Source organism: Sporosarcina sp. FA9 (assembly GCF_051550205.1).
Taxonomy (GTDB): Bacteria; Bacillota; Bacilli; order Bacillales_A; family Planococcaceae; genus Sporosarcina.
Window position 1 is genome coordinate 1,207,396 of the sequence record NZ_CP188819.1, and the last position, 17,835, is coordinate 1,225,230.

The 17,835-nt window shown below is 36.2% G+C and carries 15 protein-coding genes and 1 pseudogene; 13 read left to right on the forward strand and 3 right to left on the reverse strand.

What is annotated here, in order from left to right; genetic code table 11:
• Positions 1 to 95 precede the first annotated feature (95 nt).
• Positions 96 to 881 (reverse strand): conserved phage C-terminal domain-containing protein, encoded by a 786-nt coding sequence (locus tag ACP8HH_RS05830; protein WP_438317154.1) that lies wholly within the window; start codon positions 879 to 881, stop codon positions 96 to 98.
• 405 nt (positions 882 to 1,286) lie between these two features.
• A pseudogene (locus ACP8HH_RS05835) lies at positions 1,287 to 1,643 on the reverse strand (polyprenyl synthetase family protein); the annotation flags it as partial.
• A gap of 322 nt (positions 1,644 to 1,965) precedes the next feature.
• On the opposite strand from ACP8HH_RS05835, the gene ACP8HH_RS05840 reads away from it, so the two are divergent.
• The 8 genes from ACP8HH_RS05840 to ACP8HH_RS05875 all read left to right on the forward strand — a co-directional run bounded on the left by ACP8HH_RS05840 (position 1,966) and on the right by ACP8HH_RS05875 (position 9,725).
• Positions 1,966 to 3,297, forward strand: coding sequence for an ice-binding family protein (locus tag ACP8HH_RS05840; RefSeq protein WP_438317157.1), 1,332 nt, complete (start codon positions 1,966 to 1,968; stop codon positions 3,295 to 3,297).
• Positions 3,290 to 3,922, forward strand: a complete 633-nt coding sequence (locus ACP8HH_RS05845; RefSeq protein WP_438317160.1) for a class D sortase — start codon at positions 3,290 to 3,292, stop codon at positions 3,920 to 3,922. Before ACP8HH_RS05840 ends, ACP8HH_RS05845 begins: the two co-directional genes overlap by 8 nt.
• A gap of 253 nt (positions 3,923 to 4,175) precedes the next feature.
• Positions 4,176 to 4,334, forward strand: a complete 159-nt coding sequence (locus ACP8HH_RS05850; protein ID WP_438317163.1) for a hexameric tyrosine-coordinated heme protein — start codon at positions 4,176 to 4,178, stop codon at positions 4,332 to 4,334.
• Positions 4,335 to 4,573: 239 nt separating this feature from the next.
• Positions 4,574 to 5,329 (forward strand): gluconate 2-dehydrogenase subunit 3 family protein, encoded by a 756-nt coding sequence (locus ACP8HH_RS05855; protein ID WP_438317166.1) that lies wholly within the window; start codon positions 4,574 to 4,576, stop codon positions 5,327 to 5,329.
• A 14-nt stretch (positions 5,330 to 5,343) separates the two neighbouring features.
• Positions 5,344 to 7,056, forward strand: a complete 1,713-nt coding sequence (locus tag ACP8HH_RS05860; RefSeq protein ID WP_438317169.1) for a GMC family oxidoreductase — start codon at positions 5,344 to 5,346, stop codon at positions 7,054 to 7,056.
• A 724-nt stretch (positions 7,057 to 7,780) separates the two neighbouring features.
• Positions 7,781 to 9,007: an RNA-guided endonuclease IscB gene (gene iscB / locus ACP8HH_RS05865; RefSeq protein WP_438317172.1), complete on the forward strand. Its 1,227-nt coding sequence runs from the start codon at positions 7,781 to 7,783 to the stop codon at positions 9,005 to 9,007.
• A 66-nt stretch (positions 9,008 to 9,073) separates the two neighbouring features.
• Positions 9,074 to 9,421 carry an AbrB/MazE/SpoVT family DNA-binding domain-containing protein gene (locus ACP8HH_RS05870; RefSeq protein WP_438317175.1) on the forward strand — a complete coding sequence of 116 codons (348 nt, stop codon included), beginning with the start codon at positions 9,074 to 9,076 and terminating at the stop codon, positions 9,419 to 9,421.
• A 70-nt stretch (positions 9,422 to 9,491) separates the two neighbouring features.
• Positions 9,492 to 9,725: a type II toxin-antitoxin system RelE/ParE family toxin gene (locus ACP8HH_RS05875; RefSeq protein WP_438317178.1), complete on the forward strand. Its 234-nt coding sequence runs from the start codon at positions 9,492 to 9,494 to the stop codon at positions 9,723 to 9,725.
• A 550-nt stretch (positions 9,726 to 10,275) separates the two neighbouring features.
• On the opposite strand, the gene ACP8HH_RS05880 is transcribed toward ACP8HH_RS05875, so the two are convergent.
• Entirely contained in the window at positions 10,276 to 10,668 is a 393-nt protein-coding gene (locus ACP8HH_RS05880) for a hypothetical protein (RefSeq protein WP_438317181.1), read from the reverse strand.
• A 331-nt stretch (positions 10,669 to 10,999) separates the two neighbouring features.
• On the opposite strand from ACP8HH_RS05880, the gene ACP8HH_RS05885 reads away from it, so the two are divergent.
• The 5 genes from ACP8HH_RS05885 to ACP8HH_RS05905 all read left to right on the forward strand — a co-directional run bounded on the left by ACP8HH_RS05885 (position 11,000) and on the right by ACP8HH_RS05905 (position 17,762).
• Positions 11,000 to 12,856 carry a DNA/RNA helicase domain-containing protein gene (locus tag ACP8HH_RS05885; RefSeq protein ID WP_438317184.1) on the forward strand — a complete coding sequence of 619 codons (1,857 nt, stop codon included), beginning with the start codon at positions 11,000 to 11,002 and terminating at the stop codon, positions 12,854 to 12,856.
• A 175-nt stretch (positions 12,857 to 13,031) separates the two neighbouring features.
• Complete coding sequence (locus tag ACP8HH_RS05890; RefSeq protein WP_438317187.1) at positions 13,032 to 13,319, forward strand: hypothetical protein; 288 nt, start codon at positions 13,032 to 13,034, stop codon at positions 13,317 to 13,319.
• Positions 13,320 to 13,673: 354 nt separating this feature from the next.
• Positions 13,674 to 14,681 carry a hypothetical protein gene (locus tag ACP8HH_RS05895; protein ID WP_438317189.1) on the forward strand — a complete coding sequence of 336 codons (1,008 nt, stop codon included), beginning with the start codon at positions 13,674 to 13,676 and terminating at the stop codon, positions 14,679 to 14,681.
• Complete coding sequence (locus ACP8HH_RS05900; protein WP_438317192.1) at positions 14,678 to 16,546, forward strand: McrB family protein; 1,869 nt, start codon at positions 14,678 to 14,680, stop codon at positions 16,544 to 16,546. Before ACP8HH_RS05895 ends, ACP8HH_RS05900 begins: the two co-directional genes overlap by 4 nt.
• Entirely contained in the window at positions 16,530 to 17,762 is a 1,233-nt protein-coding gene (locus tag ACP8HH_RS05905) for a DUF2357 domain-containing protein (protein ID WP_438317195.1), read from the forward strand. Before ACP8HH_RS05900 ends, ACP8HH_RS05905 begins: the two co-directional genes overlap by 17 nt.
• Positions 17,763 to 17,835: the final 73 nt, after the last annotated feature.

Below are 17,835 nucleotides of genomic sequence, written 5' to 3' on the forward strand. Positions count from 1 at the left end.
TAAATTTCGCGTACCTGTGCTAGAAACAATCGAGGAAGTTTAAACAAATAGGATTGTTTGACACACAGGTACACTTAATTACTTGCCCGCGTACTTTACATTTCACATTCTCCTTTACTAAAGTCTAGTTCGAATGATTTTGGTGAACTGTTTTCCTCTGTTTTTCCACCTCTCGTCTCTTCCAAATAGTTTTCAAAGTGTGTTGCGTTGAACAAAGTTGAAGGTCGTAAATATTTTTGCCAATGTGGATTGTTCAACCACTCTCTCACTTTCCAATCAATAACCTTTTTGAAATCATCCAAGTTATATCCTTCTTGGTAGCGGGCTTTCACTAATCGCTCTGTTGGTTTGGATGTTGCTTTAAAATCTTTTTGTGCTTTTTCATTTAAATAGTCAATGACGGACACAACGTCGAGATTGTTCTCGACAGTATATCTTTTTTTAATACTCTTAAGTTCTTTAGGTATTGCTGTAGGCAAATTGCCTTGAAGTGTGTGTGTAATTTGCATTTCCCCTTCTACTGAATTTGCAATCACGGTGGGGGCATTTTGCAATGTCAGGGCGCGCAAAGACGAATAGTTAATCCGGTACCATTTGGTCTTGTCTATTTTCATACGGTTATACTGCGCCGTAGAAATAATCATTCCAGACTTTTCTAACTTACGAATGGTTCGTATGATTGTATCCACAGACCAAAATGGAAACTCTTCATTTTTCCACTCTTCGTACGTCTTATACACCCATCTAAACCCACTCCTATGATGTTGAGAAATGAGCGATCTAAAATGGAGTTGTTGCAACAATATGGCTTCGTTCAACCCAACTTGTACTGCCAATGACGGAATGATTTGAAGCGGCGCCTCATTAATTAGTAATTTCATCTTAAAACTCCTCCCAGTAAAGTTTTTTTACATACACATTGTTGATGACGGTTTTATACATAAGTGCACGAACGTTTTTCACAGTCGAATGGGACCGTTCACTAGTTATATAGACAAATAATCACAAAAAGGATACTAAGAAGATAAATTCTTTTCGACTGGGGGGTTCCTACTACATCAAAAAAAGCGAGTCACTTCTACAAACCGAATTCCACGGGCACATCATATTCCATAAACATATCACTGAATAAAAGCTTACCAATCAATTCACGAAGTACGCCGTCATAATAGCCGGAAATGTTATGGATGTTCTTCTTTTTTGTTGCCTGAAATGTGATGGACAGTGCTTGTATGGAGAGTGCGTTGAATTGTTCGGATTTCCCTTTGTAAATATCAAACTTCAGACCTTGCGGAAGCTGATTTAATAATGACCGGAATATAAAGCTCTTCGTTCGTGTAATGACCATAGGAAAGATCCTTTGCACGGTCCACTTTTTGGGATTTAAAGAATACATAAGATTGCTCGAGTAATTCCTTTGTTGTCTCCGATCCTTGGTGTGCCTTAATGTATAAAAAGGCATCTCGAAGTTCCGAATGAATATAAAGAATCAATTCTCTGTGAATTCCAGTCCATTCCTTTAATTCTGGAACAGCTCCAGTAATATGGGTGATTCGTATCAAATCAGAGTACTCTTTTTCCTCCGAAGCGGATAATATTTTGGCGTCCAGTAAATCGTCAATGAAGGGATATGTCAAACCGTAGCGAGTTTCAGATAATTGACCCAGAGAACGGAACGTTTTTTTCATCCCATAATGAAAAAGGATTAAACAAAGGTCAGCCCATTACGTCTACCGACCAAAACATCTGAACACACATTAACGCAATTACAAAAGTTTAAAGAAGTCGTTCTATTGAATAGAATCCAGCATTTAAAGCGGCGATAGTTCAATAAACACAATTAGTTTACTTCGTTATTCTCTACTTTTAAGTCCGTGTAATTAGAACCATTGATTGACCATATATAACTCCCGGGGTATACTAGTAAATAATTACTATATTATGACAAATAAGAAGAGGTGCCTAATGAGAAGAAAAAAGAACTGTAAATTGATGTCTATCTCCTTTATTATGTTTCTATCGTTCGTCGTTTTCACAGTACCAGTAAGCGCGGTGGCGGCATCGCCTAATCTAGGATTCGCAAGCTCTTATGGGATTTTGGGTGCAACCACGACAGTAACTGAAAGTACTCACGTAGTGGGTAGTCTAGGAAGTGGCGGCGCAACGGGAACTGCCACAGTTAACGGTTTAACAAGTGTTGCAAATGCAGCCTATACATCAGCGTTTACAGATTTTAGATCAGCTATGTCCAATGCTGGTTCACAAAGAAATGAGTATACACTGTCAACATCGGATATTGGAGGTCGAAAATTAATACCGGGCGTATATAAATCCACTAGTGATGTGTCAATTGGAAGTAGTATTATACTTGACGGCGATGGGGTTTATATATTCCAAATTGGCGGAGCACTCACTACCGCTGCAAATACGCACATTCAATTAGTAGGTGGGGCGCAAGCTTGTAACATCTACTGGGTAGTCGATGTGGCAACCATTGGAGAAAACAGCACTTTCAAGGGAACTTTAATGAGTAAATCAGCTATCACAGTCGGTGCTAACTCGTTGACGAATGGTAGAATTTTGGCACAGACAGCAGTTACGGCTAATGCTGCAAACACTAATATCAATGTCCCAGCAGAATGTGCTGAACCAACACCTGACTCAGAATCAGAATCAGACCCAACACCGGGACCTACACCAACACCGGAACCAACACCAACGCCGGAACCAACACCAGATGTAACACCAGCACCAGAAGTAACACCAACACCAGTGCCAACACCGGAACCAACACCAGAACCAACACCAACGCCGGAACCGGCACCAGATGTAACACCGGAACCAACACCAGAAGTTACACCAACACCTGTAAAGACGACACCAAAGCTACCATCTGTTTCAGGTTCTATAGAGGCAAAATGCACATCTCCCTCAGTGAATGTGAAATTGAATTCCGAGGGAAGCATGATTATTCATGCTTTGCTACCTAATGATGCAAAAGGAACAGGTACTTGGATTTTTAATGTAGGGGGCAAAATTTACGAAGTTAAAGGTAACGAAGAAATTACCTATACTGTTGTTAATGTACCAGTTGGTACTTACAAAGTAGATGTACAATTTATTCCGGATGATAATGGAGAAACAGTTGATCTTACTTCATGTACAGTGTCTGTACCTACTGTTACGGGAGGTCAACTTCCAAAAACATCTACACCTTGGTATAATTTACTTTTTGCTGGAGCTGTGCTTTCGATGACAGGTTTAACGTTCTTCATTAGAAGAAAAATTCATGCATAGAAAACGTTCATTCATTAATAAATATAAAGGTACACATATGCTTTCCCTGGGATTTTTGGTCCTGGGGATTAGTTGTATTATTTGGGCCTTATTTCAAATTTATAGCCATTCTGTCCCAGTATCAGCCCCGGCAATACTTAAAAAAGAACAATACGAAACTATTGCGCTCCCCACTGTAACTGAAGACATTATAACAAATGAAATCCTCTACCCAATAAGGCCAACGATAGGTGAAAATATAGGAAACCTAACGATACCAGCTATAAATCAAGTCATACCTATCTTTCACGGAACGGATGAGGATGAGTTGAAGAAAGGCATTGGTCACTTCTCAGGAAGTGTACTACCGGGGGAAAGTGACAATTCAGTTTTGTCCGGACACCGGGACACTGTATTTAGGGAATTGGGTCAGCTGCAAATTAAAGATCAACTAATTGTAAATACATCAGCAGGTATATTCACTTATGAAATAAAAGATATTAAAATTGTTGGCAGTGACGATAAAACCATTATTACTCCAACAAATCATTCCGTTTTAACCGTTACGACTTGTTATCCGTTTGACTATATTGGATATGCACCGGACCGATACATTCTAATTGCTGATTTGGTTGCTCGAGAATAAATCAAACTGGGATTCCAAAAAGGATTTAAGCTACCTATTATTTTTAATGCAATCAACACCAGAAATCCATCACCGAAGATCGGTGGGTTTCTGGTGTTTTGTTATTTGGAAAATTAATCACGGGGAACCGTTTGAAAATAAATTAGTACTATCTATCCTGCTCTTTAAAATTTACTAGGATCCTTTGAGCATATTAACGGATGGTTAAAAAGAAAATTAGTCGATAGCAGTCGGAATATTTAGGGAAACAACGATGGGAGATTGGATTACGAGTTTACAAACGGATACACCGCAACAAGGTTTTGAGCTAAGAGAAGTCTATGCAAGAAGCGCCAACAGTCTAATCATGGACTTCCATGTAGTAGCAAACTATTTTCAAACAGTAGCAGCCGCAAACAACTATTGGAAATAACGGTTCCGCTAAAGAATGGCTTAACTAAGAGCTGTTCTTTTTTATTTTGTTAAATGAAATGCGAATTCATCCGATGGCGACGACCTGGGGCTTCATCCGCAAGTGAAAGCCCATATTGTTACCCATGAAAGGTCAGGGGGGGTATGTTTCTATGAATAATTCAGGCCTTATTGTATGAAGAAGGGTATAAATTGGCATGCTTTATTGAAAAGGTGAATTTTACCGAAGGAGGATGAAAAGTGTCGAAAGATAAGAAGGGTTTATCAAGGCGAGACTTTCTTAAGACGACTGGGATTGCTACAGGTGCTCTGATAGGTGGGGGAGTACTCGGAAGTCTTATTACCCAAAATGTTGCAAAGGATGATGTTGCGGGTACTGGTAAAAATGAAGCGGGCGGCGGTGAATATGTCGGTGAGGTATTTCGTGGTCGAATGTTTTTTACGAATGAGAACGAGTTTAAAGTATTATCAGAAGCGGTTGAACGAATTTTTCCGGAAGATGATCTTGGACCTGGTGCAATAGGACTTGGTGTCCCGTATTTTATTGACAATCAATTAGCGGGAAATTACGGAAGCAATGCAAAAGAATATATGCAAGGGCCATTCTTTGCGGGTGAATCTACACAAGGATATCAAAGTAGACTTACCCGTGCTGAAATATTCAGGTCAGGTATTGCCAAAATGGATGAAGAAGCGAAAAAAAGATACGATACAGGATTTGCCGCGCTTGAAGGTGATCAGAAAGATGAAATAATCACTGCATTTCAAAAAAATGAAATAAACATGAAGGGCGTAGCTTCAGAATTTTATTTTAAATTACTAAGACAAGCCACTCTTGAAGGTGCTTACGCGGATCCAATCTATAACGGAAATATAAATATGGAAGGTTGGAAGATGAAAGGCTTTCCAGGACATCAGATGGCCTATATTAAAGAAATTGAAAACGACAAGTATATGAAAATCAAGCCTAAGTCGATCAGCAGTATGGAACATTAAAGGAGGGAAAACAATTGGTAAAGTCATTGGATAAAGTGAATGTAGTAACTGTTGGTGTTGGATGGCTTGGTGGAATTATCGGTGCTGAGTGTGCGAAAGCTGGGATGAAAGTTGTTGGAATTGAGCGCGGAAAAGAAAGGAGTACGGCAGACTATTTAAGGGTACACGATGAGTATCGGTACGCAATCCGTTATGAGTTAATGCAAGATCTTTCAAAGGAAACGATCACATTTAGAAACAACCGAAAGATGCGAGCACTCCCGATGCGTCAAATGGGGTCATTTCTTCTAGGCGAAGGACTTGGCGGGGCCGGAACCCATTGGAATGGGCATACTTGGCGTTTCCTGCCGTATGATTTTAATATTAAAACCTTAACGGATGAAAAGTACGGAAAAGACAAGCTTTCCGCGGATTACCTGCTTCAAGATTGGGGCATTACATATGACGAGTTGGAGCCTTATTTTGATAAATTCGAAAAGACAGCCGGCATATCTGGTGAGGACAAAAACCCATTTGCGGGGAAGCGTGCAAACGGTTATCCTACGCCACCAATGGTAAAGACACCCATCTTGAAAAAGTTTGAAAAGGCGACAAGTGACCTCGGTTATACCCCGTTCATGTTGCCTTCTGCCAATTTGTCGGAGTCTTATGAGAACCCCGACGGACAAACAATTTCAGCTTGCCAATACTGCGGTTTTTGCGAGCGGTTTGGCTGTGAATACGGTGCAAAAACATCACCGGAGATTACAGTCATTCCAACGGCAATAAAAACAGGAAACTATGAAGTACGCTTCCATGCAAATGTCGTCGAGGTAATGAAGGAAGGGAACAAAACCACAGGTGTTCGATATATTGATACGCAATCGGGAGAGGAATTCTTCCAGCCTGCCGATGTGGTTGTATTAACAAGTTATGTCATGAATAATGCAAAGCTTCTTATGGTGTCCGGCATAGGAGAAATGTATAACCCCGATACAGGAAAAGGAACACTTGGCAAAAACTATGCATATCAAATCCTTCCAGGGGCAACAGGATTTTTCGATGAACAGATGAATGTCTTCATGGGGGCGGGTTCGCTTGGGATGACGATTGACGATCTCAACGGAGACAACTACGATCATAGCGAGTTAGATTTCATACACGGAGCAAGCATGTCGATTACTCAGACAGGCGTCCGGCCAATTCAATCGAATCCAGTCCCGGCGGATACGCCTGCATGGGGGCCGGAATTTAAGAAGGCGTCCATTCATAATTATTCCAGGACGCTAAATGTCGGAGGACAAGGAGCGTCCATGCCGCATAAGGAAAACTTTTTGTCACTGGATCCAGATTATAAAGATGTTTACGGTGTGCCGTTACTTCAATTGACGTACAACTTTACCGAACAAGATCGTAATTTACACAAGTATTTAACGGAAAAAGCAGTATCCATAATGAAAGAGATGGGTGCGAAAACGGTTATGGCCGGAAATCCAATATCGGATTACGACATAGTTCCGTACCAAACGACACATAATACAGGTGGGACCATTATGGGGGCGAATCCGGATAACAGTGTTGTAAACAATTTCTTGCAACATTGGGAAGTCGATAATCTGTTTGTTGTAGGCGCAGGGAACTTTCCCCATAACGGTGGTTATAATCCAACCGGTACAGTCGGCGCACTTGCGTACAGAGCCGCGGAAGGAATTATCAAATACAGTAAAGACGGCGGTTCGCTTGTATAAGTTTGATGGAAAGAGGAGACCAATCTAATGCACGATGACGATGAAATAGCATTAAAGGAACCGAAGAAACACGATATAGGATAAGCAGGTCATTTTATGGCCCCATTTGAAGATCATAATCTTACAGACTTTTGTGTAAAACCTGGTGGACTGAATAACTCTTGGAATTAGTGGCGGTTGGGGAGTTATCTTTAACTAAATTAATAAATACTAAAAGACCTTTGTGGAGAAACACAAAGGTCTTTTAGTATTTATCAGTATGTTGAAATTACTTTGAATTTGGACAACATGAGATTCGCTAGTAAATGAAGTCTCACTCGCAATTCAGTATATGTATAAGGTGAATTTTGGTGATCATCTATGGAGTACCTCAATCTGTAGAATTGTAGAATTGTAGAATCATGGTATAATAAAGAAACAGAGAAATAAAATTACTTGAATAATTTATGAGGGAGTGGCATAGGATATGGTACAGACGATTGTGAAAGGAAGACCCGACGTCAATTGTCCCACGATTGAAATCGCGGGCTTGGAAGAGCCTTGATTGACTAGCCTAAGTCTTCATTGACTACGTTGTTTGTGTCATGACACCATAGAATGCCCACTCTAGTTCTATGCCCTGTCGCGTGTGATTAAAAGCTCTGAGGGAAAGGAGCGGTGTTGCATGCCGAACAAGCACTTACAACATTGGCGAAGAGTAACCAACTCGAAGGAGGGAAACGACATGCTCGTTTACGTACTGAACAAACACGGACAACCGCTGATGCCTTGTAAACCACAGAAAGCGCGAAAGTTGCTGGAACAAGGAAAAGCGAACGTTATTCAACGAACACCGTTTACGATTCAATTGAAATATGGATCCAGCAGGTATACTCAGCCTGTTTCACTCGGTGTGGATGCTGGAACGAAACATATTGGGGTTTCGGCAACAACGGAAGACCGGGTGTTATTCGAAGGTGAAGTTAGGCTGCGCACCGATATTCAGGAACTGTTGGCCACTCGTAGATCCTTACGTAGAGCCAGACGTAATCGAAAAACTCGCTACCGGAAACCTAGATTCCTAAATCGTAAGAAAGATAAAGGATGGCTCGCCCCATCCGTTCAAAATAAAGTGGATATGCACGCAAAGATGATCACGAAAGTGCATAAAATTCTTCCGATTACGAACGTAATCATTGAAGTTGCACAATTCGATATTCAGAAAATAAAGAATCCCGACATTTCCGGTGACTTATATCAAAAAGGAGACCAGTTGGGCTTCTGGAACGTCCGGGAATATGTCTTCTTCCGTGATAAGCATTTGTGTCAGCACTGTAAAGGCAAAACAAAAGACATGATTTTGAATGTCCATCACATCGAAAGCCGTAAAACAGGCGGGGACGGACCAGATAATCTGTTGACGCTCTGTGAAACCTGTCACAATCAAATCCATAAAGAAGGAAAAGAGCATCTATTTACTCGTAAAAGCGCTTCTTTTCGTGATGCAACTCAAATGACCGTGATGCGATGGTTTATTCACCGCAAGGTAAAAGAGCTGTATCCACACGTTGAGTTAACTTATGGATTCCAAACAAAAAACACACGTATTCGTCACGGCTTGGAAAAAAGTCATGTGGTTGATGCCCGGTGCATCAGTGGGAATCCCGTTGCCACCCCATCTAAAAATACGTATTCGTTTAGACAAGTACGAAAAAATTATCGCCAACTACACAAGATGACTATTGCGAAAGGTGGCTATCGCAAAGCCAACAAAGCCGAACGATTCGTCAAAGGTTTCCAGCTGTTCGACAAGGTTATTTATGAAGGAATTGAATGCATCGTGTTTGGACGACGAAAAACAGGCTACTTCGATTTACGGAAAATAGATGGTACGAGCGTGCACAAAAGCGCAAGTTTTAAAAAGTTACGAGTGGTAGAGAAAACGAGTACATTGCTTGTGCAAATAAACTAAAGAAGGGAAGTGCAGGCTGGCTCCTCTCACGACTGAAGTCACGAGTTTCCGCCAGCCTAGATATTCATGAATAAAAAGCGTCGCGTACGAATATCTTCTCAAAGGCAAATCACGATTCCAAAAGAATTCTATACAGAAATGAATTTGGACGACGAGGCGATGATTGAGTTTACAGGAAAAGAAATGATTATCCGGCCAGCAGAACAAGAAGTAGTTGACTTTTCCACGGATATTTTGAAAGACCTTGTTGCTAAAGGAATGGCAGGGGAAGAATTAATAGCTGAGTTCACACGCATTAAAGCGAGCATTCCACAAGCGCTTGAAGCAATGGTGAAAGAAGCTTTGGATCAGCCTAGATTCACGGGAAGTTTGGACGAGTATTTGGATTCTTTGAATGGGGAAGATGATGAATAGGTCTATCCCGTATATATTTACTAAACGGGCAGGTAAGATATTGAATAAAATCCGTAAATCTGACAAATGATTGTATGAGAAAATTAATGATGCGATTACCAATATCTGTTTAGACCCTTTTATTGGTGATGCAAAAAAAGGCGATTTGAAAGGGTTCTTTTCACTGGACGTCTTTCACCAAGCAAGTAATTATGAGCTTTGCTATAAGATTGAAGAGGATGAGAATGGGGACTTAATTGTTATTATATTGATAGGTCCACGGGAGAATTTTTACCCTGAATTGAAGCGATATTTAGGTTTTTAGAAATAATAACTGCGTAATATAATGAAGACCATTGCTCGGTTTGTGGGAAAGCTATAAACTACAAACTGGGAGGGAGAACAAACGGTGCCTGGGGTTGACACCATTCATGCTCTTCGGGTTGTAGTAGCGCCTGTGTACCATCCACTACTACAAATTGAATTCCACGGGCACATCATATTCCATGAACATATCACTGAATAAAAGTTTACCAATCATTTCACGAAGTACGCCGTCATAATAGCCGAAAATAGTACGGATGTGCTTCTTTTGTTGCCTGGAATGTGATGGATAGTGCTTGCAAAAAGAGTGCGTTGAATTGTTCGGATTTCCCTTTGTAAATATCAAACTTTAAGAAGCGCAGCGTTTGCGCACTGAATACACCGTATAATCTGCTGACTAAAGGCTGATTGTCTGGATCTTTGAATGATAATAATTTCGTGTACCTATGCAAGAAACTTTCATGGAAGTTTAAACAAACATGATTGTTTGTCAGACAGGTACCCTTTATTATCTCATCAAAAATTGAAAAAAATTATGCGGATAGTACTCATCAATGACTCGCAAAACGTTTTTCAAAATCCATCTTGAAAGACAGAACAGCATCCAAATTTACTGCGAAATCGTGGTCGCTGATATTAATATTAGTTACAAACTCGTCAGATCTCTCACGAACCATAATTGTCGGACGGATACTGTCTCCAATAGCGTCCTGAGATACAGTGCTTCCATAGAAATACCAGTTCGTTTCAGTAGGCGAATTTGCTTTATTCTCAGATAAGTCTTTTTTTATTAGTTCGCATAAATGATCCATAAAATCTTCACTAAGATGAATGATTTTTCCATATTCACCATCAACAGAGATATCAGCATATCCATACCAAATATTCCTGCTTGAATGCTTTCCATCACTTGAAGTGTATGTTTCATCAAATAGAATTTTCATTTTTATTTCCCTCCGTTAAAATAAAATTTCTTAATACTAGTATACACTAATTAGAAAGTTTGAAATTAATTTGATGGACCTGTACAAGAATAAGAATTTAAGACCTTTGCATGCTCCGCAAAGGTCTTTTTACCCGTTAAATCTATAGTGAAATCACACATATTAGCATTCTATTCAATAAATACATAGAGTTATTTGAATATTTACGTTTATAGTCTGAGAAATATGATAAAATAGTAGTAATGGGTATTATTGCTAATAGACTATGTAAAATGACGTAGTTATCTATCTGTAGTCAAATAATAAGGCCTATGAATAGGAGTGTATCTAATTGATCATATATAATGAGCCGTCTTCAAACTTTTTAGAACATATACTTGAGAATAAAATTGGATATGTGCTTGAACAAAACGTGAGAAAGTACATGAATAAATCCATTTCAGCAAGTGAGCTAAGATCCTGGGAAAACTCTCTTCCACAAATGGCGAAGGTTTTAAGAGACGCGGATTTAAAAGCTAATACACATATTTTACTAGAATACAATTTGCCATCCACTGAAAAAAGAATTGATTTCTTAATCGCTGGTCATGATAAAGAAGGTAGAAAAAATGCAGTAATTGTTGAACTTAAACAATGGCAGAAAGCAAAAGTAGTAAAGAGTGACGGTATCGTCCGTACATTTTTAGGGGGTAGGGAACGAGAGACTGTACATCCTTCCTACCAAGCCCGTTCTTATAAACGTTTCCTTCAAAACTTCAACGAAGCCCTCTATCAAGATTCCACAATTAATCTCACATCTTGTGCTTATTTGCATAATTATATTCCAGCTCGTACGAATGAGCCTTTACTTGATCCAAGCTACTCGAATTACATAGAAGATTCACCAATTTACTTTCAGTTTAATGATCGTGAGTTGGCGGAAAAGCTAAGAAACGATGTATCAGAGGGCAATGGATTTGAAATTGCAAAGAGTATTGAAGAAGGCAAAATTCGCCCTTCGAAAAAGTTAGTTGAAACAGTGAATTCACTATTTCAAGGTAATGAAGAGTTTATATTGTTAGATGAACAAAAAGTTGCATATGAAAAAGTGATTACGCTGTTCGAGGAAGTGATACGTACTTCGACTGCTAAACATACAATTTTAATCAAAGGTGGTCCCGGGACGGGAAAATCCGTTATTGGTTTAAATTTGATGAACTACTTACTATCTAGAGATTCGAATATTGAATACATCACACCCAATCAAGCGTTTAGAGAAATACTGCGAAAGAAATTAGTTGGATCAAGCGGCTTTGTCGAAATTCGAAATCTATTTAAAGGTTCAGCTTCCTACGTTGAAACTCCGAAAAACTATTATGACGTGTTGGTTTGTGACGAAGCACATCGACTTAAAAATCAAGGACATATGAAAAGGAAAATTGATGGTGAAAATCAAGCTACTCAGATTATCCGAGCAAGTAAACTGAGTGTATTCTTTGTGGATGACGACCAAGTCATTTCAAATAAAGACATTGGTAACTTCGACTTAATTAAAGAAGAGGCAGAAAAACTAAACTCAGAAGTTCATGTTGTGGAACTGGATTCGCAATTCCGCTGTTCAGGATCAGGAAATTATATAGATTGGCTCGATAATTTATTTAATGAAGATGAAATGGATGTCCCATTAGAAGGAGATTACGACTTTCAGGTTGTGGATACCCCGCAAGAATTAATCCGAAAGGTTATTGACGAACAGAATGGACGAGTAATGGCAGGTTATGCATGGGAGTGGGATAAAAAACTAGTAGATGGGGAGTTACCCAACGATGTCGTAATTGAAGAAATGGATTTTGCGATGCCCCGGAATGATCCAAATCGTATCGACTGGGCAATACATCCAGAATGTGCCTATCAAATTGGATGTATTCATACTGTTCAAGGATTAGAAATGGAATACGCAGGCGTAATTATTGGAAATGACTTGGGTTACGATCCTGAAACGAAATCACTTGTTGTTAGAAGAGAGCATTTCAAAGATAGGGGTGCAAGACCAGCAAGACCGAAAAAGGGTCAAGTTGATTTGTTGGATAAATTGGTAAGAAATACGTATAAGACATTGATGACACGGGGGATGAAGGGGTGTTATGTGTATTGTTGTGATGAAGAGTTGGGGAAATATATTCGGGAGAGGGTGAAGTACTCGTATTAAAGAAATAGTAAAAGGTAACTTAAAGTTCTTAATGAAGGAAACAAGTACAATAAATGACCAAATGAAGGTGATAAAATCCGCAAGAAGTTTCGTGATTAGTCTTGAAAATTACCTACGCTCAGCGTATAAAGTGATCAAAGCAATAGAAATAAACGGTTAAATCAGTTTTGTTATAATGTCATCGACGAATAAAAAACCATTGTTAATTGAAACTAGAACTCCCTGGCGAACTATTTTATTCTATCAAGCGTATTATGCAGTCGTAACAGAAAACTTAGGAAATATCTCAATCACAACGGAACAACTTACGGATTTTCCAAGCCTTATTAAACAATTAAATGAACAAGCATATGAAAGAGTAAGTCCACCTCCGAATAAGCTTGTAGCACTTGCAAATTATGGAGATGTTGGTAACGGAACGTTGGAGAAGTTTTGGGGAATTGAAATGGAAGTGATTAGCTAAATTATGATTACATAGAATTTTTCGGTTTAGTCATACACTTTACTATAGAGAAATATGAAGTTAATTCTTCTGTGTTGAGTGTAGTGAGCCACTTAACCTTAGGAGTTTTTCTAGTGGGCGTGTTTCTAGTCTTCCTCGCTATAGTCTTAAGTAGTATTAAATCATATTGAATGAATTGGATATCTACTAAACGGAGAATTGTGAAGATATTAATTAAAACTATAAGGCAACAGCATAAGTATTAAGATTGATAAGATCGACTGTTATTTATTTATTTAATTATTGCATATTTATTTTTGAATTTTGAGATTGAAAAGCTTTACATTTATATGATTTTAGAAAGGAATGTTTTAATTGACTCTTGTTGAAGAGAATTTAGAAGTGATAGTAAAATATATTCCAGAAGAATTTCTATTTGAAATCTATAGGTTAAAGAGAATAAACAATCTAGGTGTAAGATGTTCTAGGATTGAGGAGATTAAAAGGAATAGGGAAATTCTAAGTCGAAATCTATTGAAACCTATTAACAGGCCCCATTTTTTGAATTTCTTATTTGAATACTTTACGAAGGTTACGAAGAAAAATATAGTTTTAACCAAAGAAAACTTGCAAGTAAAACAGCTTTTCAATTTTCTAATAATATCTTTATTTAATAATGATAAAGAATCATTTGAAGTATATAGTACAAAATTGAAAAACTTTAGTGAGAAAAACAGAGTGTCAGAAAAAAAAGTTAGTGAATTTGAGAATTTGCAACAAGAAATTCCAAGTAATAAAATAATAAAAAAATTAGAAAAAAAAATAAATAATTTTCAAGTAAAGATAAAAGAAAAAGATGAACAAATTAATATACAAAAAAGTGTTTTGCAAGAAAAAATAAACTCGTCAAATAAAGAATTGAAAGAAATTCAAAGAGGCTTAAGTGTTAAAGATAATAAAATATCAGAACTAGAATTTAAACAAAGGAGTTTTATAAATGAAATTAATCAACTTAAAATATTGAAAAACGAAATGGAAATTATAAATAATGATTTAAATAATAATTTGCAGGAATTAGAAATCAAATTCATTAATGCTCTTAAAAGGGAAATCAAAGTAATTGGGATTTTTAATTTGAGATTGATTACTAATCCAAATATACAAGTAGACTTTTTAAGTATAGAAGAGTTTTTAAAGTTATCTGTAATCAAACATGAATTATGGATATTACAATATACATTAACACCAAGAGAAAAATATACTTTAAAGAGCTCAATGAAAGAGATAAAAGTTCGAAATAATGTTGTGAAAATAAATTCTAATAGTGAGTTATTAAAGCTCATTAATATAGAAAATCCTATTTTATCGGAGGTTTCAAAATGATTAATAATAAAGAATGGCAAATGGAATTTGCTGGAGTCTTAGCTGAAAATGATGAAACAAAATATGAAGTCGCATTTATAAATACGCATGATATAATACAATTTCAAATTAAGGTTATTACAGATTTACCTGAAAGTTTTCCAAGGGATGTAGAATGTGTAACAGGATACGCAACTGACTTTAACTATACAGATGATATATCACTAGAAAAACCTCAAAGAATAGAAAAGTTTCTTAATGAATTAAGTGATTATATATTCTTTTTTAAAGTGTATATTTCAAACGAATCATATTTTAAAGCGACAAGTATATCTTTAACTAAAAAAAGTGAAGGTTTTAATAGAAGTGTTTCATTAAGACAGTACCCAGTTTACAGTAACCAGAACGATAATATTACACAAGAAATATTTGAAAGTAGAATAATTTTAAATGAAAACCTACCAAACAATAATCAAATATCAAAAGAGGAAGATGATATTCCGTTAATGATTGTTTGGGATAATGATGAAACTTGTACATTTTATGGTGAAGTAAATTCATTTATACCTACTTACAATTCAATTCAATGGGAAATTAAGCCTTTAAGAAAAAATACTATAGCGAAGTCAGAAGATAATAGTCATTTATTTGATTGTTATTTTCATAAAAAGGCGCTCTATGTACCACAGAATATTGAATTTGAATTAAGTGAGAAATTAGTAGAAACGTCACAACATCAACAAACTACCCTATTAAATGAAGATAAAAATTTTGAAGAAATATTTTTAAAATCATTTTCATATTATTGTAAGAAAAACCACTTATTTTATGAAGATAAAGATTTATACAATTTCCACACATCTATAAAGAATGGAAACATAGTTATTCTTGCAGGTATGAGCGGTACAGGAAAATCAAAATTAGTACAGTGTTATTCTGAAGCATTACAACTATCAAAAGATCAATTATTGTTCATCCCAGTTCGTCCATATTGGCAAGATGATTCAGATGTTATTGGATATTTAGACACTATGAATAATGTTTATCGTCCCGGGGATTCGGGTCTAGTAAACTTATTAATCCAAGCACAAAACTCACCTAATGATATGTTTGTAGTTTGCTTTGATGAAATGAACATAGCAAGGGTAGAACATTATTTTTCACAATTATTATCTGTTTTAGAACTAGATACAAATAAACGTGAACTAAAACTTTATAATGATGATTATCAAGCAAAAATCTACAATGGCAACCTTTATAAACCTACAATAAAAATCGGCCAAAATATTTTATTTGTAGGTACTGTAAACTTAGATGAATCTACATTTCATTTTTCAGATAAAGTATTGGATAGAGCTAATGTTTTGAATTTGAAAATGGTGCCATATTACGACATGAAATCTACTGTTGAAAAGTATGGAATCGATGGATCAAATATAAAACAACAAGTATCCACTGAACCTATTAAATCTACTCATTATCTAAGTTTCAGGAAAAATGAATCAAATATAAGTCTTTCTGAAAGTGAATCTAGAATTCTGTGGGATATCCATATAGAAATTCATAAAAACAATAAAAATATCGGAGTTGGTTGGAGAATTGTTAAACAGATTAGTACTTATTTAAGTAATCTTCCGGAAAAATCTCCTCTTGATAGAGATGAAGCTTTTGATTTACAATTAGTACAACGAGTATTAACAAAAATTAGAGGCAACAATGAAGGGTTAGAAACTTTAATAGGAACTTATGACGATAAAGGAAATGTATTAATTGAAAGCATAATAATGAAAATAATTAGCGAGTATTCAGATTATACGTTTGATCATACAAAAGCTAATTTAATAAATAAATCTAGGGAGTTAAATGTTTATGGCTATACCGTTTAAAATCCTGTTTGATCAAGTGTACAAAAGGAGTAAATTGTTTAATATTGAAGTTGTTGAATTCGTAAATGCTGAAGTAGATTTACTTACAATTGACGAAAAAAAAATCCCGATAGTCACCGAAAATTTACCTTTACGTTTACTTTTCAAATCAAGTTGCCCAACAGATAAATTATATTTCGATCTTTTTGACAGTGTGCCATTTGATAATATTTATAGTGATGATATGGGATCTCCTTACGTCATTCCCAGCGAAAAAGAATATATAATTTATGAAATTGGAAATGATTACTTAGCCCTAGTTCCGGGCTATTATAAAGTGTGTGTAGTTAGTGATAATCAAAGCTATTATTCACTATTGAAGGTGACTAGTAAGCAAATTAATGAATCACAATGGTTAGCAATGAGGGATGAAATAGAACTTACAGTGTCAGGTTTAGCAAAAGATGTTATAAGAAAGAACCTAGGAACTCAAACTCAAAATGAAGGGAATATTGCTGACAGTATTTTCAATAAAGTAAAAATGATTCAGAAAAATTATCTTGCGTGGAATGCTGCAATGAATTTGATAGGAGATAGCCCAAAACACAAAATTAAAAGAGATTTCGTCCTTAAAAACAGAAACAGAATTACTAATCTTGACCCTGTAACAATTAGAAATCTGAGTAGATCAAATAAACCCCGTATAAATATAGGTATCAATAACATTTCTTATGACTTGCCAGAAAACAGCATTCTTAAATATTATATTGTATTGACTTTAAAGGAATCCAAAAAAATAATAAATGAAATTAAATCTGTTTCACTGAACATTTCAAGTGAGATTAAAGAATTAAATCAATTCGAGTTAAATAAAAATACATTGGCTTCTGAAAGATTAAAAAGTTCTCAAAAAAATTTATTTGAAGCAAGTAAAATAATGACTAATATTAGAAATAAGTGTTTAGAAACTTTAGAAAAAGATTTTCTAAAAGATATTAATATATTAAAGAGAACACAGGATATAATTGGTTTTAATAGTAGTATTCATTATAAAAAGATTGAATATTTTTATGAGTTATTTAAAGAGAAAAAATTATCTATAAATATGTCAATAGAATATGAATATTGTTGGAAAAGAACGGATAATCTTTATGAAATCTGGGGGTTTATACAATTTATTAAAAGCTTATTAAAGTTGGGCTTTGAATTTAATAAAGAGGAAGGCTGTAAACGTTAAACTAGAGTCAACAGTTTTCAACAAATAAGACACAACAGTTTTCCCTCATAATCTCACTTTCTATATACTGAAA